General features: G+C 63.5%; 17 protein-coding genes and 1 tRNA gene. 6 read left to right on the plus strand and 12 right to left on the minus strand.

The window, feature by feature from the left end; translation table 11 throughout:
• Positions 1–691: 691 nt before the first annotated feature.
• Together BW11_RS08040 and BW11_RS08045 are read right to left on the minus strand one after the other, a co-directional pair.
• On the minus strand, positions 692–1639 hold the full coding sequence (locus BW11_RS08040; protein ID WP_140445251.1) for a hypothetical protein: 948 nt from the start codon (positions 1637–1639) through the stop codon (positions 692–694).
• 135 nt (positions 1640–1774) lie between these two features.
• Entirely contained in the window at positions 1775–1966 is a 192-nt protein-coding gene (locus BW11_RS08045) for a hypothetical protein (protein ID WP_140445250.1), read from the minus strand.
• A gap of 419 nt (positions 1967–2385) precedes the next feature.
• On the opposite strand from BW11_RS08045, the gene BW11_RS08050 reads away from it, so the two are divergent.
• Positions 2386–3648, plus strand: a complete 1263-nt coding sequence (locus BW11_RS08050) for a putative ABC transporter permease (protein WP_140445249.1) — start codon at positions 2386–2388, stop codon at positions 3646–3648.
• A 122-nt stretch (positions 3649–3770) separates the two neighbouring features.
• Here BW11_RS08050 and BW11_RS08055 read toward each other — a convergent pair whose 3' ends face one another.
• Complete coding sequence (locus BW11_RS08055; protein ID WP_140445248.1) at positions 3771–4961, minus strand: pyridoxal phosphate-dependent aminotransferase; 1191 nt, start codon at positions 4959–4961, stop codon at positions 3771–3773.
• A 343-nt stretch (positions 4962–5304) separates the two neighbouring features.
• On the opposite strand from BW11_RS08055, the gene gndA reads away from it, so the two are divergent.
• Entirely contained in the window at positions 5305–6759 is a 1455-nt protein-coding gene (gene gndA, locus BW11_RS08060; protein WP_140445247.1) for an NADP-dependent phosphogluconate dehydrogenase, read from the plus strand.
• A gap of 760 nt (positions 6760–7519) precedes the next feature.
• On the opposite strand, the gene BW11_RS11585 is transcribed toward gndA, so the two are convergent.
• The 6 genes from BW11_RS11585 to BW11_RS08085 all read right to left on the minus strand — a co-directional run bounded on the left by BW11_RS11585 (position 7520) and on the right by BW11_RS08085 (position 13014).
• The gene (locus BW11_RS11585; RefSeq protein WP_181162546.1) at positions 7520–7693 is read right to left on the minus strand and encodes a hypothetical protein; all 174 of its coding nucleotides are present in this window, start codon (positions 7691–7693) and stop codon (positions 7520–7522) included.
• A 668-nt stretch (positions 7694–8361) separates the two neighbouring features.
• Positions 8362–9222, minus strand: coding sequence for a 6-phosphogluconolactonase (pgl, locus tag BW11_RS08065; RefSeq protein WP_140445246.1), 861 nt, complete (start codon positions 9220–9222; stop codon positions 8362–8364).
• A gap of 39 nt (positions 9223–9261) precedes the next feature.
• Positions 9262–10272 carry a glucose-6-phosphate dehydrogenase assembly protein OpcA gene (locus tag BW11_RS08070; RefSeq protein WP_043167361.1) on the minus strand — a complete coding sequence of 337 codons (1011 nt, stop codon included), beginning with the start codon at positions 10270–10272 and terminating at the stop codon, positions 9262–9264.
• Positions 10269–11807, minus strand: a complete 1539-nt coding sequence (gene zwf / locus BW11_RS08075; RefSeq protein WP_107043829.1) for a glucose-6-phosphate dehydrogenase — start codon at positions 11805–11807, stop codon at positions 10269–10271. The genes BW11_RS08070 and zwf overlap by 4 nt, the downstream gene beginning before the upstream one ends.
• 148 nt (positions 11808–11955) lie before the next feature.
• Positions 11956–12174 carry a transposase gene (locus BW11_RS08080; protein ID WP_140445245.1) on the minus strand — a complete coding sequence of 73 codons (219 nt, stop codon included), beginning with the start codon at positions 12172–12174 and terminating at the stop codon, positions 11956–11958.
• Positions 12175–12938: 764 nt separating this feature from the next.
• Positions 12939–13014: transfer RNA gene (locus BW11_RS08085), tRNA-Lys, on the minus strand.
• A 103-nt stretch (positions 13015–13117) separates the two neighbouring features.
• On the opposite strand from BW11_RS08085, the gene BW11_RS11875 reads away from it, so the two are divergent.
• Complete coding sequence (locus tag BW11_RS11875) at positions 13118–13249, plus strand: hypothetical protein (protein WP_258184598.1); 132 nt, start codon at positions 13118–13120, stop codon at positions 13247–13249.
• Between the two features lie 53 nt (positions 13250–13302).
• Here BW11_RS11875 and BW11_RS08090 read toward each other — a convergent pair whose 3' ends face one another.
• Positions 13303–13794: a hypothetical protein gene (locus tag BW11_RS08090; RefSeq protein WP_140476356.1), complete on the minus strand. Its 492-nt coding sequence runs from the start codon at positions 13792–13794 to the stop codon at positions 13303–13305.
• Positions 13795–14047: 253 nt separating this feature from the next.
• On the opposite strand from BW11_RS08090, the gene BW11_RS08095 reads away from it, so the two are divergent.
• On the plus strand, positions 14048–14392 hold the full coding sequence (locus tag BW11_RS08095; RefSeq protein WP_140445243.1) for a hypothetical protein: 345 nt from the start codon (positions 14048–14050) through the stop codon (positions 14390–14392).
• Between the two features lie 166 nt (positions 14393–14558).
• Here the strand turns inward: BW11_RS08095 and BW11_RS08100 are convergent, their stop codons facing one another.
• Positions 14559–15788 carry a MalY/PatB family protein gene (locus tag BW11_RS08100; RefSeq protein WP_258231287.1) on the minus strand — a complete coding sequence of 410 codons (1230 nt, stop codon included), beginning with the start codon at positions 15786–15788 and terminating at the stop codon, positions 14559–14561.
• The gene (locus BW11_RS08105; RefSeq protein ID WP_140445242.1) at positions 15785–16798 is read right to left on the minus strand and encodes a ribose-phosphate diphosphokinase; all 1014 of its coding nucleotides are present in this window, start codon (positions 16796–16798) and stop codon (positions 15785–15787) included. The genes BW11_RS08100 and BW11_RS08105 overlap by 4 nt, the downstream gene beginning before the upstream one ends.
• A gap of 283 nt (positions 16799–17081) precedes the next feature.
• On the opposite strand from BW11_RS08105, the gene rpsF reads away from it, so the two are divergent.
• A complete protein-coding gene (gene rpsF, locus BW11_RS08110; RefSeq protein ID WP_043167353.1) occupies positions 17082–17378 on the plus strand; it encodes a 30S ribosomal protein S6 in 297 nt (98 codons plus the stop codon).
• A gap of 54 nt (positions 17379–17432) precedes the next feature.
• Positions 17433–18107 carry a single-stranded DNA-binding protein gene (locus BW11_RS08115; RefSeq protein WP_107043823.1) on the plus strand — a complete coding sequence of 225 codons (675 nt, stop codon included), beginning with the start codon at positions 17433–17435 and terminating at the stop codon, positions 18105–18107.
• Positions 18108–18152: the final 45 nt, after the last annotated feature.

Genomic DNA, 18152 nt, shown 5'->3' on the forward strand with positions numbered 1-18152 from the left:
TACTGGTACGGTCTGGTTGGTTCCTGATACTGGTACGGCTGGTGATTCCTGTGTACTGGCGCGGTTCGTTGGCTCTTGTACTGATACGACTGGTTGACTCTTGATACTGATACAGCTGGTGGTTCCTGACACTGGCGCAATCTGCTGGCGTCACTTTTTCCCGAGATTACCCCACGTCTCGGGAAAAAGTGACGCTGGTAATTAGTGAGCGTCATATATTCCCGAGCACAGGGGGGATCTCGGTAAAAAGTGACGCTGACCAATCACCAGCGTCACTTTTTACCGGGCGTAGGGGAGATTCCGGGAATTTGTGACGCCAACATTGGGGAAGGGGGGATAGGGGCTGTGAGAAGAGAGTTGGGAAAGCCACGGTGGATCCGTTGAAGAGCCGTGGAGAGGTTGGAGAGCCGTGAGGGAGGCTGGGAGAAGCGGCGGGGAGAGGTTGGGGAAGCGGTGGTTGGGGTCTTTGGGGGAGGTTGAAGAGCCGTGGGGAGGTTGGGAGAGGCGGTGATAGAGGTTGGGGAGTCGTGGGGAGGTGAGGAGTCGTGGGGAAGGTGGGAGAGTCGTGAAGAGGTTGGGAGGGGTGAGGGAGTCGTGAAGAGGTTGGGTGAATGGATGGAATCTAGGGTTGAAACACGACGATCCCCGTCGAAATCGTATTCGACGGGGGTCGTTGGGATTGTCAAGGGTGTCAGGCGGTAATGCCGTCACCGGAGGAGGAGCCAGTGGTCAGGCCGGTGTCCGAGGAGTTGGAGCTGGAGGAACCGCTGGAGTTGGAACCGCTGGTATTGCTGTCGCTGCCACCGGTGCTGTTGCCGTCGCCGCCGTCGCCGCTATTGCCACTGTTGCCGCCCTGGCCGCTGCTCGGCGGCTGACCCATCTGGCCGTTCTGGCTGTTGCTGTTGCCATTCGTCGACGAGTCGGAATCGGAGGAACCGCCGGAGGAATTGCCACCGGGCATCTGGCCGTGACCCATGCCGCCGCCCATGCCGCCCATCTGGCTCGACTGGCCTGCTGTGGAACCGGAATCGCCCGACAACGCGTTCACCGTGAACCCGCCGGCCACGCCGCCGAGCAGCCCGCACACCAGCGTGACGCCGGCGACGATCGCGATCGCCTTGCCGCTGATCTTCGAGACGATCGCGCCAGCGCCCGCGGCGCCCGCACCCGGCGTGCCTAACGTCCCGTTTCCATTGCCTCCGATTCCGGCGCCGCTTCCGCCGGCGAACGGATTGTCGCGATACGGCTGCTGATACGTTTGCCCGTTCTGCTGTGCGACATTGTCGTGGACGGTGCCATAGACGGTACCGTTGGAGACGGGCTCACCGTTGTTGCCGGCAAGAGGAGCGTTGCCGGCCGCACTCGGTGTCCCCTTGGGTGCCCCTTGGGGCTGGGCGGCATACTGCGAAGGAAGTGCGCCGGGCGTTCCCGACGGGGTGTTGGCGGCGATGCCATTGGCGGCGGAGGCTTGCCTGTTCTGGTTCGACGCAACGAGCGGCACGGTCGCCGCCGTTTCGTCGGCCTTTGGGGCTGCGTTCGACGGCAGTACCGTGGTCTGCTGGTCGGTGGATTGTCCTGGCTCCTGACGGGACTTCTGGCTGAGGTGGGAGTCCTTGCGGGGATCGGTGATGTTGCTCATGGTTTGTCCTTTCGTGGAATGCTTGGCGTTGAGTGGGAATGGAAGTGAAGCCGTGTGGTCTGGCTGTGGTCTGGCTGTGGTCTGATCTGGTCTGATTGCGATCGGGGGCGATTGGGGTGCGATCGGGTTGACCGTTCAGCTCATGGTCCACGAGGTCGAGGTGCCGAACTGCGTGTCGTAGTCTGAACGGTCGATGAGATCGGCGGAGAGCGTCGTGTCGTCACCGGTCGCCGTATCGGGCAGCGTCGTCGAATAGTCGCCGCTCACCGTGACCGTCACCGATCCGGTGCCCTTGACCACGGTCTTGCCGCCCGCCGTGATCGTCACCGTATTGCCGTCGGAGTCGACGATCTTGCCGCCGCATGCCTGTTATCGCTCATGGTTGTTGCCTTTCGTCGGGGATCCGCGGTGTCGTCCGGCCCCGTGGTGCCGAGCCGTGACGGTGGTCTCGTCTGACCTGCTACGGCTGGCATGGCGATCGCTCGTCGACTGTCCCGTCGAATCCTGTCCGCCGCGACGCTTGCGGTGCGACGGACCTCGTTCGTTGCTGGTATCAGTACACTGCCCGTTCCCGGATAGGGCCTTGGGTGACCGTGCACGGGCTCTGAAACCTTCCGACGACCTTTCCGAACGTTCCTTGAACGTTTCCTGAACGCCGAAGCCGATGTGCTCGGCTGAGCGGCAGCGCTGTGGAATCACCGATGAGTAGAGTGGACGCAACAGATCCCGCAGGAATGGAGAACCCGATGTCCACTGAGCATCGACCCGAGAATCCGAGTCGGACCGGCCTGTCCTCGGCCGCGATCGCCGATCTGGCCGCGGATGAGGTCGACGAGACCGTCGACCTCGACGCGAAGCGACTGCCGCTCATCATCCGCATATACGGCGTGCTCGTGCTGCTCGACGGCCTGGCCACGCTGCCGATCGTCGTATTCGCCTCGATCAACGCGGTCAAGGCGATCATGCGCGGCGAGCTCGCGTTCAACGCGATGAGCCTGACCGCCGACCTGAACGCGCTCGACGCCGTGGTCCTCATCGTCTCGGCGGCCGCGATGATCGTCTTCGGCGTGCTCCTCATCAGAAACCGCCGCCGCTACGCCGCGCGATGGGCGTACGTGCTCATGCCGATCACACTCGCCGAGGGCATGCTCTCGCTTGCGCTCGAGGGACTCGGCCCCAATATCCTGCCGTCCGGCATCCGGATGATCATCCTCGTGGCCGTCTCGATCGCGGCCGATCCGTCCCTGATCGAGGAGCGACGACTCCAGCGCGCCCTGAAGCGCATGGAGGATCGCGATGCCTACGAGCAGGCCGTCAGAGCCGGCACGCTCGGCCGCGACCCGTCCGGCAAGGGCTACATCTCCCTCGACTTCTTCAACATCTTCTGGCTGTTCACCGTCGCCTGCGTGTTCGGCCTCGCCATCGAAACCGTCTACCACATGGCGATGTACCACGGCGAGCTGCAGGATCGCGCGGGCCTGCTGTGGGGCCCGTTCTCGCCGATCTACGGCTGCGGCGCCGTGCTCGTCACCGTCGCGCTCAACCGATTGTGGAAATCGAATCCGTTCCTCATCTTCTGCGCGTCCGCGGTGATCGGCGGCGCATTCGAATACGCGACCAGCTGGTTCATGGAGGTCGCGTTCGGCATCACCGCGTGGGACTACACCGGCCAGTGGCTGTCGATCGACGGACGCACCTCCGGTAAATACATGTTCTTCTGGGGACTGATCGGCGTGGCCTGGGTGCGCTGGATCCTGCCGCGCCTCCTGCGCCTGATCAATCGCATCCCTTGGAAGGTCCGCTATTCGCTGACCACCGTATGCACCGTCCTCATGGTCGTCGACATCGTCTTTACCCTGATGGCGCTCGACTGCTGGTACGGGCGCATGGCCGGCCTGCCGCAGGACTCCCCGGTCACGGCCTGGTTCGCGCGCAACTTCGACAACGATTTCATGTCCGCGCGATTCCAGACCATGACCCTCGACCCCTCCAAGGCCGGCCGTATGTAGCTGTGGATTTCACACAACGGAGGTGGGGCCGGGAGAAACGATGCACGACCGTAGGCTTGGCCGAACGGCCTTGAGTGTGTCGTGCATCGTTTCTCCCGGCCCCACCGGCCGACCACATGTGATCAGAGCCCGTACTGCTCGCGCGCGAAGCGTTCGAGCGCCGGGATCGAGCGCTTGACCTTCTCCGTGTCGATGCAGTACGCCATGCGGAAGTATCCCGGCACGCCGAAGCTCTCCGACGGCACGAGGATCAGATCGTACTCCTTCGCCTTCATGCAGAACGCGGTCGCATCCTCCTCGAGCGCCTTCGGGAAGATGTAGAACGTGCCGCCCGGGCGCACCACGTCGAAGCCGATCGAGGTCAGCGCGTCGTACAGCAGGTTCATGTTCGTCTCGTACACGCCGAGATCGGAGGTCTCGTCGAGCACCTTCGCGACGCCCAGCTGGATCGAGCTCGGCGGGCAGTTGTGGCCGGTGCCGCGCGAGATCTGGCCCATCATCGGCACGAGCAGCTCCGCGTCCGTGGCGCGCGGGTTGACCGCCACGTAGCCGATGCGCTCGCCCGGCAGGGACAGCGACTTCGACCACGAGTAGCAGGTGAGCGTGTTGTCGTAGCACTTCGCCGGGTACGGCTGCGTGGCGCCGTCGAACACGATCTCGCGGTACGGTTCGTCGCTGATCAGGAAGATGTCGTGGCCGTACTCCTCCTGCTTCGCGCGCAGAAGGCCCGCAAGCTTGTCGAGCGTCGCGGCCGAGTACACGGCGCCGGATGGGTTGTTCGGCGTGTTGATGAGCACAGCCTGCACACCCGGGTTGAGCGCCGCCTCGAATGCCTCGAAGTTGATCTGGAAGTTCTCGGTGTCGGCCGGGATCACGGTCAGATGCGCGCCCGTGCCCTCCACGTACGGCTGGTATTCGGGGAAGTACGGCGCGAACGTGATGACCTCGTCGCCCGGCTTGGTCACGGCGCGCATCGCGTGCGCGAGGGCGCCCGCCGCGCCCGTGGTCGGGAAGATGTGATTGCCGGTGTAATCCATGTCGAACCGGCGATTGAGTGATTCGGCGATCGCGTCCTTCACGCTCGGAATGCCCAGCGACGGCGAGTAGCCGTGGATCGCGACCGGATCACCGTGCTCGTACAGGTCGACCATCGTGCGCGAGAAATCGGCCGGCGCGGGCACGCTCGGATTGCCCAGGGAGTAGTCGAACACGTTCTCGTAGCCGATCTCCTTGCCTCGTGCCGTCGCGTATTCGCTTAAGGTGCGGATGACGGATTTGCCGCCCAGCATCGCCTTGTAGTGCTCGTTGATCATCGATTACTCCTTTGCCTGATGACAGTTGTCTGATGTCTGATCTGATGTCTGACATGTGACGTCCGATTCATGTGCCTTCTATTCAACCACTTCAACCGCTCGACGTGACGATTCGCTTCCGATGCTTGTCCGCGTTCCCGTGCTCATCCGTGGTCCCGTGGTCGTCCGTGGCCGACGTATCCGACGGCAGATCCGCCGCAAACGGATTCCGCCGCGGGTAAGACGCCCCTCGCCTTAGGCCGCACGCGGCGATAGACTCGGGACTGTGGGGGATCTCCGCACGCCACGTTCGCGCGGACATGTCCCCGTAAGTATTGTTGTCAGTCGACTGAAAGGCAATGCAATGGCCGAAGCTACGGCAAACATCGGTGTGATCGGATTGGCCGCGATGGGCTCGAATCTGGCGCGCAATCTGGCGCACCACGGCAATACGGTGGCCCTGTTCAACCGTCACTACTCGCGCACCGAGAAGCTGATGGAGGAGCACGGCTCCGAGGGCGCGTTCGTGCCGGCGAAGACGCTGGAGGAGTTCGCCGCATCCCTGAAGCGCCCGCGCACCGCGATCATCATGGTCAAGGCCGGCGCCCCGACCGACGCGGTGATCGAGCAGCTCGAGGAGGTCTTCGAGCCGGGCGACATCATCGTCGACGGCGGCAACTCCTTCTTCAAGGACACGATCAAGCGTGAGAAGGCCGTGCGCGCGAAGGGCTTCCACTTCGTCGGCTGCGGCGTGTCCGGCGGTGAGGAGGGCGCGCTCAACGGCCCGTCCCTGATGCCCGGCGGCACCGTGGAATCCTGGAAGACCCTGGGCCCGATCCTCGAGTCGATCGCGGCGAAGGTCAACGGTGAGCCGTGCGTGACGCACATCGGCACCGACGGCGCCGGCCACTTCGTCAAGATGGTGCACAACGGCATCGAGTACGCCGACATGCAGGTCATCGGCGAGGCGTACGACATCCTGCGCCGTGGCCTCGGCATGGACGCCGAGGAGATCGCCGACGTGTTCGACGAGTGGAACAAGGGCGATCTCGACTCCTACCTGATCGAGATCACCGCCGAGGTGCTGCATCACAAGGATGCCGCCACCGGCAAGCCGTTCGTGGACGTGGTCGTTGACCACGCCGGCATGAAGGGCACCGGCACGTGGACCGTGCAGACCGGTCTCGAGTTCGGCTCTCCGGTCGCCGCGATCGGCGAGGCCGTGTTCGCCCGCGCCCTGTCCTCCCATGGCGAGCTGCGCGAGGCCGCCCAGCAGGAGGGTCTGGCCGGTCCGAACAAGACCATCGATCTGGACGGCGAGGACAAGGCCGCGTTCATCGAGGATGTGCGCAAGGCGCTGTTCGCCTCCAAGGTCGTCGCCTACGCCCAGGGCCTCAACGAGATCCAGGACGGTGCGAAGACCTACGGCTGGGACATCAACCTGTCCGAGGTGGCTCGCATCTGGCGCGGCGGCTGCATCATCCGCGCGCAGTTCCTGCTCGATCGCATCACCGAGGCGTTCAAGGGCGACAACCCGCCGGCCTCGCTGCTGTTTGACCCGTACTTCGAGAAGATCATCGGCGAATCGCAGGATGCGTGGCGCCGCGTGATCGTCAAGGCGATCGAGGCCGGTATTCCGACCCCGGTGTTCTCCAGCTCCCTGGCCTACTACGACGGCCTGCGCTCCAAGCGCCTGCCCACCGCCCTGACTCAGTCCCAGCGCGACCTCTTCGGTGCCCACACCTACGGCCGCGTCGATAAGCCGGGCGTGTTCCACACGCTGTGGGCCGAACCGGACAAGCCGGAAATCGAGGAGTAGCCTCGATTCCCGGCTTGAGGACAGTCCGGTGGACTGTCCGACCGGTTCGGTGGTTGGCGGCTATGCTGCCAACCCAGCAGTGGGTCTCGCCGAAGGCGAGTCCATAATTACGGATCGAAGAAGGCAAGCCTGAGATCGAGGAGTGAGACTCCTTCGATTTCAGGCTTAGGGAAGCCCGGTGGGCTTCCCGGCCTCTTCGGGTGTGAGGCGGTTCATCGCCGAGCCAGCAGTGGGTCTCGCCGTAAGACAAGTCGGTAATTGCCGATCGAATCGGTTCAGCCGGGGATCGAGGAGTCGCCTCGATTTTTCGGTTTTCGGCTTGAGGACAGTCCTATGGACCGTCCGACCGGTTCTCGGTGGGTGGCGGCTATACCGCCACCCCGGCACTGGGAGGGGGGCTCGCCGGAGGAGCGCTCGTGAATCTGCGGCACTCGTTGTGGTCACTGCATAGGGACTAGTGCTGTGTGTATTTAAATGAAAGTGGGCCGTGTGAGCGTGTGGATAGTCTGCGTTGTGGTCGCTGCGTAGCGGCCGATGCACCATATTCACGAACTCCTGCCACTCAACGCAATAATCGTCGAAAATCACGTTGAGCGGCACAGACCTCTGCCGCGTAATGCAATTTTCGACGATTTTCTCGTTGAACGGCAGTCGGCTCTCCCATCGTCTTATCAAGTCAGCGATCTCCATATCTGGGATCGTTGGAAAATAGCCATTTTGACGATACGTCAATTTCTGGGATCATTGTCTTCTGTGCCGTTCAACGTAAAAAACAGTGAAATTTGCGTTGAGCGGCACTGATTTCTGCTGATTTCTGCCATGCAACGCAATTCTCATGGTTTGAAGCGTTGAGTGGCAGGCAGCAACGCATGAAGTGCAACGAAAAGAGTTGAATTCTGTCGCCAACCCTTGCAAGTTCGGTGAGATCGGCCATCACGGATTCTCCCCATGCTCCCGTTTGTTGCTGTGTGGCGATCATCCGAACAACGAAAACGGTTCCATGAACGGCGATCGGTGAGATCGGCCATTCACGGAACCGTTTTCTATATCTTGGATTCTCTCGTGTCCCTGTTAGTTGCTGCGAGTTTGCTGCGCCCGGTGTTTGTCCCCGCTGTCAAACTCAGCGTCACATATTCCCGAGAACAATCCGCTCCGCGGGAATAAGTGACGTTGAGTTTAAGGTAGCGTCACATATTCCCGAAAATAATCCACTTCGCGGGAATAAGTGACGCTGAGTTGGAGGCAGCGTCACTTATTCCCGGGGTGTCGGGTTATTTCGGGAATAAGTGACGCTGAGGAGGAGAGAAGCTCCCCTTGGGGCTGGGCTTATGTCCTCGGGAGGTTATTGTCCGTGGATTGGGTTGGGTGTTGTGGATTGGGTCTTGGGGCTGTGTCCTCGGAAAACCTAGTGGTCCGTGGTTGGGAGGGGTATCCTCGGGGATCTTTGTCTAGTTCGAGCGGATAGTCCTCGGAAAACCTAGTGGTCTGTGGTTTGGGCTTTGGGCTGTGCCCTGTGTCCTCGGGGAAGCCGGGGACACAGGGCTGGTGCCTATGTCATCGACCGATGGACTATCCCTGAGCCCCGTTAGCCACATCGGCCCGTCACAGCTTGACGACGGTCTCCTCGGTGGAGAACCAGATGAACTCGTCCACGCCGCCGGCGAACGACGACGGGTACTCCGGATCGCCGCCCTTGTCCGCGCCCGCGAACACGTGCGCGAGCGATTCGGCCTTGCCGGCACCGGCCGCGAAGAACCACGTACGATGCGATCGCGCGATCAGCGGCGCGGACAGCGAGACGCGCAGCGGCGGCATCTTCGGCGAGTGGCTCACGCCCACGGCGATGCGATCGCGCACCTCGACCTCGTGGTGACCGGACGACGCCGGGAACAGCGAGGCGTAATGGCCGTCCGGCCCCATGCCGAGGATCATCAGATCGATGACCGGTTCCGGTCCGAGTTCGCGCGTCAGCTCGTCCTCATACGCATGGGCCGCCGCGTCGAGCAACGCGTTGTTCTCGGCGTCCGCGGCCGATCGCACGAACTCGTCGGTGGAGGCCGCGTCGGCCGTGACCTTCGCGATCTCGTCCGCCGGGCGCACGTCCGGCGCTATTTCGTGGATGTTCGATTCCGGCAGCCTGCCGTCGGCGACCAGCTGGTCGAGCAGCAGTCGTCGGGCCTCAAGCGCGTTGCGATCGGCGGAATCGGCCGGCACGAACCGTTCGTCGCTCCACCAGAAGTGGACGCGCGACCAGTCGATGGACGCCGCCAGCGGATCGGCAAGCACCAGCCCGAGCGGCTGGGCGGCCGAACCACCGGAGAGCGCGACGTCGACGCGATTGCGCCGGCTGCCGTCGGGCAGTCGCTCGGCGAGCAGATCCAGCAGCGTCAACGTGAGTCGCTGCGCGCCGGCCTGGATCATCAGATCCTTGTTCGGGTAGACGATGAGTGTGCGGTTAGCCATGGATCAACTCCTTTGCGATTCCGTTCGATGACAATCGATTCAGTGACGAATCAGGTCCCATCCTTCGTTGATGACCTCGGCGTAGATCTCATCCGGGTCGATGCGACGCAGCTCCTCGGTCAGGCAGTCCTCGATCGTGCGCACCGGCACGGAGATCGGCTGCGGCGTCTGACCGGGCATCGAGATCAGCGCCTGATCCTCGTACGGGCGTTCCAGCGACACCACGCCGTCGGCGCGCGTCAGGTACACGCCAGTGACGGCTTCGGCGTCATCCACGTATTCCACGTCGACCGGCACTCCGAGCTTGAGTCGCAGCCATGCGCACAGGAGATCCATGGGCAGGAACTCCTTCGGGCCGCTCACCTTCACGGCGGTGATCGGCAGGTGCGGCGGCTGGTCGAGCATCGAGGCGAGCATCGCGCGCCAGACGGTCAGTCGCGTCCACGACAGGTCGACGTCCTCGGGTGTCCAGTTGCGGCGCAGGCGTTCGATCGTCGCCTCCGGGTTGTTGGAGTGCATCGCGTCGGTGAGACGGCTGCGGGCCATCGCACCCATGAGGTCCTTCGACGGGTTCGACGGGGCGGTGGTCGGCCACCACGCCACGACCGGCACGTCCGGCACGAGCAGCGGGATGACGAGCGTGTCCGGGTGATTGATGAGCCCGTTGCGGGGACGCAGGATGATGATCTCACCCGCGCCGGCGTCCGCGCCGAAGCGCACCTGCGCGTTGAGGTTCGATCCCGCGGGGCCGTCGGTCAGGTCGACCGCCGGATTGTCGGTCTTCTCCATCGCCTTGACATCGTCATCGCCGTTGCCGTTGGCACCGTTGGTGCTGTTGGCCGTCTTGTCCGGCACGATCGCGATCACGCGGCACGGGTGCTCGCGGCTGGCCGCGTTCGCAATGGCGAGCGCGTGCTCCAGATCGGAGTCGTCGGTGGCGATGAGCAGCGTCAGCACGCGGCCGGTCGCCGACTCGCCGCGCTCCTCGTGCAGCTGTTCGATCTTGTGGGCGATTTCGCGCGTACGCGTGTTCGGCATATCGATGATCATGGCATCCTCCAGTGGCGGCCCTCGCGCGCCAGCATCTCGTCGGCCTCGGCCGGACCCCACGTGCCTGCACGGTAGGGCTGCGGCTGACCGAGCGTGGACCAGAAGTCTTCAATCGGATCGAGGATCTCCCAGCTGAGGTTCACCTCTTCGGTGGTCGGGAACAGCGGCGGATCGCCGAGCAGCACGTCGAGGATCAGTCGCTCGTAGGCCTCGGGGGAGTTCTCGGTGAAGGAGCGGCCGTAGCTGAAGTCCATGTTGACGTCGCGGACCTCCATCGTGGAGCCGCCGGGGACCTTCGCGCCGAATCGCATGGTCACGCCCTCGTCCGGCTGGACGCGGATGACGATCGCGTTCTTGCCGAGCTCGCGCACGGCGGTCTGCTCGAACGGCAGGTGCGGCGCGCGCTTGAACACGACGGCGATCTCGGTGACACGCTTGCCGAGGCGCTTGCCGCAGCGCAGGTAGAACGGCACGCCGGCCCAGCGGCGCGTGTCGATGTCCAATTCGATGGCGGCGTACGTCTCCGTGGTCGACTTCGGGTCGATGCCCTTCTCCTCCAGATAGCCGACGACCTCGTGCGAGCCTTGCCAGCCCTTCGCGTACTGGCCGCGGGCGGTGTGCAGCGAAAGGTCCTTGGGCAGACGCACGGCGGAGAGCACCTTGGTCTTCTCCGCCGTCAGGTCCTTGGCGGTGAAGCTCACCGGCTCCTCCATGGCGGTCAGGGCCATGAGCTGGAGCAGGTGGTTCTGGATGACGTCGCGCGCGGCGCCGATGCCGTCGTAGTAGCCGGCGCGGCCGCCGATGCCGATGTCCTCGGCCATCGTGATCTGCACGTGATCGACGTAGTTCGCGTTCCAGATCGGCTCGTACATCGAGTTGGCGAAGCGCAACGCGAGCAGGTTCTGCACGGTCTCCTTGCCGAGGTAGTGGTCGATGCGGAACACCGAGCTCGGATCAAACACCTCGGAAACGACGCGATCGAGCTCCTTGGCGCTGGCGAGGTCATGGCCGAACGGCTTCTCGATGATGACGCGTCGCCACGCGCCCTCACTCGAGCGTGACAATCCGGAGGCCGCCAGCTGCTTGGCGACGATCGGGAACGCGCGCGGCGGCACGGACATGTAGAACGCGTGATTGCCGCGCGTGCCGCGGTCGCGGTCGAGCTCCTGCACGGTGGCGCTCAGTCGCTCGAACGCCTCCGGGTCGTCGAACGTGCCCTGCACGAAGCGGATGCCGGCGGCGAGGTTCTTCCAGGTCGACTCCTTGAACGGAGTGCGGCAACGGGCCTTGACCGCGGTCTTGACGAATTCGATGAAATGCTCCTGCGTCCAGTCGCGTCGCGCGAAACCGGTCAGGCCGAAACTCGGCGGCAGCAGACCGCGGTTCGCGAGATCGTACACGGCCGGCAGCAGCTTCTTCTGCGCCAGATCGCCCGTGACGCCGAAGATGACCAGACTGCACGGTCCGGCGATGCGGGGCAATCGCAGGTCGCGCGGATCGCGCAACGGATTGATCCATGTGGGTTCTTCACTCATGGTTCTTATCGTAGCCGCGGGCGAGGGGCTTTCGTCAAGGGCGTACCGCGTGGAATGCGTGATTTCGCGCACGCAGGATATAGACCGTGGTTATGACGCGTATGAACGGTTCAGGCTAAGGCGTGACGCCCCGAATGCCGAGGTCGCTTCATCGGAGCGTGATCAGGGCGATGAGGTTGTTCACGCGGCGGAAGCCATAGGTCATGCGGATGGCGACCTTGATCCGATTGTTGAGCGCCTCGAGTCTTCCGTTCGAGTGGCCCGGCTCGATCGTCCTGAGGTTGTCGGAGCGGCGTCTGATCTTGCGTGAGAGTTCGACGATCTCGGGAATGTGCGAGCGGGACGTCTGGAACACCCAGTGCTTCAATTCGGCCCCGGAGTTCCCTGAGCTACCAAGCCCGGTAGAGCTGTTTCTCGTCGTGTTTGTTGCGTTCCCTGCTCGTTTTGTCCGCCCGTCTCGCGGGACTCAGCGCGAGAATCGCGGGAAATCGCGCTGAGTCCCATGAATCCGGGGGATTCAATGCGGTTATGGGCGATTTCGTCGCTGAGTCCCACGGCCTGAACGCCCGTTCTACGACCGACTGTCGGTCGTGGAATGGGAATCGTTGGAATTCCGCCGTTTCATGGCGGTGTTGACGGGGCGTTTCCGGTCCGGTGACGGTGCGGGCGGGGTTGTCGTGGGACTCAGCGTGAAAAACGTGGGGAATCGCGCTGAGTCCCACGGATTTGCGGGACTCAGGGACGGAATCGGCCTTGGCTGCACTGAGTCCCTCGCGAGACTGCCGACAACGGACCATGGGGGCGTGCGCAAATGGCGGCTCGACCCGCCAGCAGCCGGAATCCTGGTGGCGTCAGCGGCGCAGGAATGCCGCCACGTTCATAGTCCCGGGCACTTCCGTCCGCATCTCGAGCATCGGAGCATGCCCGCACGGGGGTGCTGCCGGCCATGACATGACGACGTGCGTACGACGCTCAACGAGTACGCCGCGTTGTGGCCCGACCGGCTGGACGAGGTGGCGTCGGCACTGGAGAAGCGTCGAGCATCCGCGCTCATGTTGTCTAATGTTGTCTCGGAAGGCAAGTAATAGGTAGTGAAAAACCCTTGGAACCGTAATGATTCCAAGGGTTTCGTGGTGCCCCCCGTGGGATTCGAACCCACAACCCACGACTTAAAAGGACGCTGCTCTAACCGTTGAGCTAGAGGGGCAACATTGCCAAGATACACGTCGTGACACGACAATTCAAGCCATGAAGTGAAACGGCGTTGCGCGGGGCGCCGATGCGGGCTCGTATCAGTCGCCCGTCTTGCTGTGATTGCGATCGCGTTCGCGGGTCAGTTCTCGTATCTCACGTTCGAGTTCCTCGATGAGCCGTTTCTGGCGGGCGATGATCTCGTCTCGCGGATCGGCAGGCTGTCCGTCGGCAGGCTGTCCGTCGGCTGATTCATCAGCCGATTCGCGAACGGGTTCGTCAACGGGTTCGGCGATCGGTTCGTCTATTTCGTTCGGTTCCTCGTCCGATTCATCCGGTTCGTCCGACTCGCCCGGTTTCTCGTCCGGTTCGCCGGCGATCCGGATGTCCGCCGCCGAAACGCTCGTGTCAGGAGCGCCGTCGCCGTGATCAGCGTCGAAATCGTCCTTTGCGAAAGGGTCCTGCCGAACGAGAACTGAAGCGGGGGGGGGGTCATTCCGCGGGATGTCGCGCTCGCCGCCTGATCGCCGGTCATCGCATCACCGCCGTCGATCCCGCCCGACAGCTCCAGCTCCTGCCGCTTCCACCGTGCGAAGCAGCGTTCGATGCGCTTGTATCCGACCAGTTTCGGGTCGAGCCCGGCCTCGCGGAACAGCGCCGTCGGGCTTTCGCCGTGACGGTAGCGTTCGAGGCATGCGCGGCGGAAGTCGTCGGCGTACCTGATCCGCGTCGCACTGGCGCGCGCGACGGCCGGCAACGATTCGAGATAGGCGATCTGCTCCTGAGTGAACGTCATGATCAGTCCTCCTTATCCGTGAGATCTGTGAGATCCGTGAGATCTGCGAGCCATCCGCGTGCGTCCACGCGCGAGGACTGCGATTTCGCCATTGCCAAGGCCGTCGTCCTAGCGCGTACCAACCTTGCGCATATGATAGCCCTGTCGCTTGATTTCGGCCTTCACATTCGTGTGAATTGCCGTCCGATGAGATACCATCCGTGAACATCTGTAGACATCCGTGAATGATTATCCGTGAAAGGGGAAACGAATCATGCATCTGACCGTTTTGGCCTCCGCCGTCTCCGCCATCTCCGCCGTCGACCTGAGGAACGTCGATCTGTCGAATCTCGACCTGTCCGCCGTGGACCGGTTCGTGGTGTGGTACGGCACGCTGCCGCAGGAGGTGCGCACGCTGCTGAGCGTCGCCGTCGGCGCGGCCGTCGCGTACGTGATCTTCAGGATTGTCGTGAAGATCATCAAGGGGGTGATCGTGGCCGTGATCGGTGCGGTGCTGGCGTTCCTGCTGACCACCGTTCCCGGCAACATGATCCTTTCCAACGCCTACGACCGCGTCGAGCAGCAGGTGACCGCCAGCTTGCAGAGCGTACAACGCTGAAAGCCCGGCCGATCGGGGCCGGGCTTTCGAGAGAGGAGAAGAAAGGAGAAGAAGGAAGTTCAGTTGTTGCGGTCTGTTCGACTGCAATTCCTATATAACCGCATCTTCTTCAACGCTTCATGCGCGTTTCCTGAGAGTTGTATGAGAAGTGCGATGGGGGTGCGATTCAGCTCACGAAGACGTGTTCGTCCAGTCGCTTGAGCGCCTCCTCGACGCGCGTGAGCGGCAGCGCGAAGTTCATCCTGACCGTGTGCGATCCACCGAACGGGCGGCCGTCCTGCCAGGCGACGCCGACGTCCCAGCCCTGTCTGAGCAGCTCGTCCATCGTCAGTCCGTGCGTTCGGCACCATCCGGAGCAATCGAGGAACAGCATGTACGTGCCCTGCGGCCGTGCGAGCTCCACGCCCTTGATCGCGTCGAAATACTCGAATCCGGTGCGCAGGTTGTGCGACAGCACCTTGAGCAGCTCGTCGAGCCACGCCTCGCCGTCCTCCGAGTACGCGCCGATGAGCGCGTGCATCGACAGCACGTTCATATGGTTGTATCCCGTGCGTGCGCCGGACGATTCCAGCCGATCGCGCAGGTATCTGTCGTAGACGATGTGATAACTGCCGATCAGTCCGGCCAGATTGAACGTCTTGCTTGGCGCGTAGAGCGCGATCGTGCGATTGCGCGCATCCTCGCTCACCGACTGCGTCGGGATGTGGTGATGCGTGTCAAGGATCAGATCCGACCAGATCTCGTCGGAGATGACCACGCATTCGTTCGCGCGATACACCTCCATCGCCCGCTCGATCTCCTCGCGCTCCCACACGCGGCCGGTCGGATTGTGCGGCGAGCAGAACACGGCGACGTGGATGTTGCCGGCCTTGAGCCTGCGATCCATGTCCTCGTAGTCCATGCGCCACACGCCGTCGGCGTCGCGTTTCAACGGGCTGTGCTCGATGCGGTATCCGGTGCCCTCGATCGCATGCGTGAAGCCGATGTACGTGGGGGAGTGCACGAGGATCGACTCGCCCGGCGCGGCGAACGCGCGCAGCGCCGACACCAATCCGCCGAGCACGCCGTTCTCGTACCCGATGTGTTCGGGCCTGAGCCCCTTCACGTCGTTGCGCCGGGCCTGCCAGTCGATGATCGCATCGAAGTACCGGTCGGTCGGCTCGAAATAGCCGAACAGCGGGTGCTCGAGGCGACGTGCGATCGCACGGGTGATAGATGGCGCGGTCGCGAAGTTCATATCCGCGACCCACATCGGAATCGCGTCGAATCCGGGCATCGGCGCTCCCGGCGCCATGCCGTTCTTCTGCCCTATGGCGTCGACGGCCAATGCGTCATGGCCGTGGCGTTCGGGAACCGTCGTGAAATCGAACGTGGTGATCAACCGATCACCCCTCACGCGTAGATGCTACGCGGACGCATGTCGTCCGGCAGGCCCTCCAGCAGCGTCTGGACGGAACCCTCCTCGAACACGGAGCGGATGCCCGCGGCCAGCAGCGGCGCGACGGACAGCACGGTCATATTCGGCAGTCGCTTCTCCTCGGGGATCGGCACGGTGTCCATCAGCACGATCTCCTTCGCGCCGCACTTGGACAGACGCTCGACGGCCGGGCCGGAGAGCAGGCCGTGCGTCGCCACCAGCGTGACGGAGCGGGCGCCGGCCTCGCGCAGCGCGCGCACGGCCTCGCAGATCGTGCCGGCGGTGTCGATCATGTCGTCGACGACCACGCAGTCGCGATCGAGCACGTCGCCGATGATGCCGTGGGCGACCGCATGGTTCGGGCGCGTGATGTCGCGCGTCTTGTGGATGAACGCGAGCGGAACGCCGCCGAGCTTCGCGGCCCAGCGCTCGGACACCTTGATACGGCCGGCGTCGGGGGAGACGACGGTGGTGTTCTCCAGCGGCATGTGGTTGCGCACGTAGTCGATGAGCACGGGGGTGGCGGTCAGATGGTCGACGGGCGCGTCGAAGAAGCCCTGCTCCTGGGCGGCGTGCAGATCGACCGTCATGATGCGGTCGGCGCCGGCGGTGCGGAACAGATCGTAGATGAGACGCGCGGTGATGGGTTCACGTCCCTGATGCTTCTTGTCCTGGCGCGAGTAGCCCATGAACGGCGCGACCACGGTGATCGTGCGGGCGGAGGCACGCTTGAGGGCGTCGATCATGATGAGCTGCTCCATGATCCACTTGTTGATCAGTCCGGAGTGGCATTGCAGCACGAAAATGTCCGCGCCGCGCACCGGTTCGGTGAAGCGCACGTACATCTCGCCATTGGCGAAGTCATAGGCCGTGGTCTCAAGCACCTTCGTGCCGAGGCACGCGGCGACCTGATCAGCCAGCTCGGGGTATGCGCGGCCGGTGACCAGCGCCATACGTTTGTCCGGAGTGCCTTCAAGCAGCGACGACATGTTTCGTTTCCGTCCTTCGTGTTTTTTCCGCGTACGTAATGTCAGTGTGCCTATATCGGGCCATCGGGTCGGCGCGATGGCGCCGGGCCCTCGAAACAGCTTCTCACCAGTGTACTAGGGGCCTTGGGAAAAGCCCGCGGGCGTTGCGCGTGTGTTCATGTCGCACCGATGCGTTATCTTGGTGAAGTTGTGTTTTGTGGCCCTCGCGGCCGCGGAACAGTAACGCGTAAGCACACTCCTGCCGCGGAAAGTCCGTGGCCGAATAGTCCGAAGGAGGTGGGTGATGTCTGCGCACAAGTACGAACTGATGTTCATCGCCGATCCTGAGCTGGATGAGCGCGGTCTGAAGAAGCTGACCGAGCAGTATCTCGAGCTCGTCACCAAGGAGGGCGCCGTTGTCGATGAGCCCGATTACTGGGGCCGTCGCAAGCTCGCCTACGAGATCGCCGGTAAGACCGAAGGCAACTACGTCGTGGTGACCTACACCGCCGAGCCCGCTGTCAGCGATGAGCTCGACCGTGTCCTCAACCTCAACGAGTCCGTGATCCGTACGAAGATCCTTCGTAAGGACGCCAAGTAAAGCGTAAAGCGTTAGCCCAGCGTTCGCGCTGGATATGGATAAGAAGGTAGCGTCATGGCAGGCGAAACCACGATCACCATCATCGGCAATCTCACCGCGGATCCCGAGCTGCGAACCATCGGTTCCGGCGCGACCGTGGCGAGCTTCACCATCGCGTCGACGCCGCGCACGTACAACCGCCAGTCCGGCCAGTTCGAGGACGGTCAGGCGCTGTTCATGCGCTGCTCCGCGTGGCGTGACCTCGCCGATCACTGCGCGCAGTCCCTGTCCAAGGGCATGCGCGTGATCGCGCAGGGTCGTTTGCAGCAGCGCTCCTATCAGGCGCAGGACGGCTCCAACCGCACCGTCGTGGAGATGACGATCGACGAGATCGGCCCCTCCCTGCGGTACGCCACCGCTCAGGTGACCCGCCAGTCGTCCGGTCAGGGCGGCTTCGTGGGTCGTCAGGGCGGCAATGGCGGATTCGCCGGTAACAACGGCGGATACGGCAACGGCGGCAACGGCGGCTATTCCGGCGGTGCCAGCTACTCCGGCGGCAACGGCTACCAGGGTGGCGGCTCCTTCGGCGGCGGTCAGCAGACCGCTGCGCAGGCCCCGTCCGCTCCGGCGCAGAGCCAGGCTCCCGCGGCCGATCCGTGGAGCAGCGACGCCGGCTCCGGCTCGAGCTTCTCGACGTTCGGCGGCTCCTCCGATTTCGGTGGCGGCTCCGACGACGATCCCGAGTTCTGATCCCGGTTCCCGGTCCGGTCCGATATCCAGCCAGTCGCATTCGCG

It is taken from the genome of Bifidobacterium sp. UTCIF-38, assembly GCF_006454495.1.
In the GTDB taxonomy this organism is placed as follows: domain Bacteria; phylum Actinomycetota; class Actinomycetes; order Actinomycetales; family Bifidobacteriaceae; genus Bifidobacterium; species Bifidobacterium callitrichos.

Excerpts from the sequence above, each read along its gene's own strand:
- BW11_RS08040 (WP_140445251.1), bottom strand. The coding sequence starts at position 1,639 with ATGAGCAACATCACCGATCCCCGCAAGGACTCCCACCTCAGCCAGAAG.
- BW11_RS08050 (WP_140445249.1), top strand. The coding sequence starts at position 2,386 with ATGTCCACTGAGCATCGACCCGAGAATCCGAGTCGGACCGGCCTGTCC.
- BW11_RS08055 (WP_140445248.1), bottom strand. The coding sequence starts at position 4,961 with ATGATCAACGAGCACTACAAGGCGATGCTGGGCGGCAAATCCGTCATC.
- gndA (WP_140445247.1), top strand. The coding sequence starts at position 5,305 with ATGGCCGAAGCTACGGCAAACATCGGTGTGATCGGATTGGCCGCGATG.
- BW11_RS11585 (WP_181162546.1), bottom strand. The coding sequence starts at position 7,693 with ATGGCCGATCTCACCGAACTTGCAAGGGTTGGCGACAGAATTCAACTC.
- pgl (WP_140445246.1), bottom strand. The coding sequence starts at position 9,222 with ATGGCTAACCGCACACTCATCGTCTACCCGAACAAGGATCTGATGATC.
- BW11_RS08070 (WP_043167361.1), bottom strand. The coding sequence starts at position 10,272 with ATGATCATCGATATGCCGAACACGCGTACGCGCGAAATCGCCCACAAG.
- zwf (WP_107043829.1), bottom strand. The coding sequence starts at position 11,807 with ATGAGTGAAGAACCCACATGGATCAATCCGTTGCGCGATCCGCGCGAC.
- BW11_RS08090 (WP_140476356.1), bottom strand. The coding sequence starts at position 13,794 with ATGACGTTCACTCAGGAGCAGATCGCCTATCTCGAATCGTTGCCGGCC.
- BW11_RS08095 (WP_140445243.1), top strand. The coding sequence starts at position 14,048 with ATGCATCTGACCGTTTTGGCCTCCGCCGTCTCCGCCATCTCCGCCGTC.
- BW11_RS08105 (WP_140445242.1), bottom strand. The coding sequence starts at position 16,798 with ATGTCGTCGCTGCTTGAAGGCACTCCGGACAAACGTATGGCGCTGGTC.
- rpsF (WP_043167353.1), top strand. The coding sequence starts at position 17,082 with ATGTCTGCGCACAAGTACGAACTGATGTTCATCGCCGATCCTGAGCTG.
- BW11_RS08115 (WP_107043823.1), top strand. The coding sequence starts at position 17,433 with ATGGCAGGCGAAACCACGATCACCATCATCGGCAATCTCACCGCGGAT.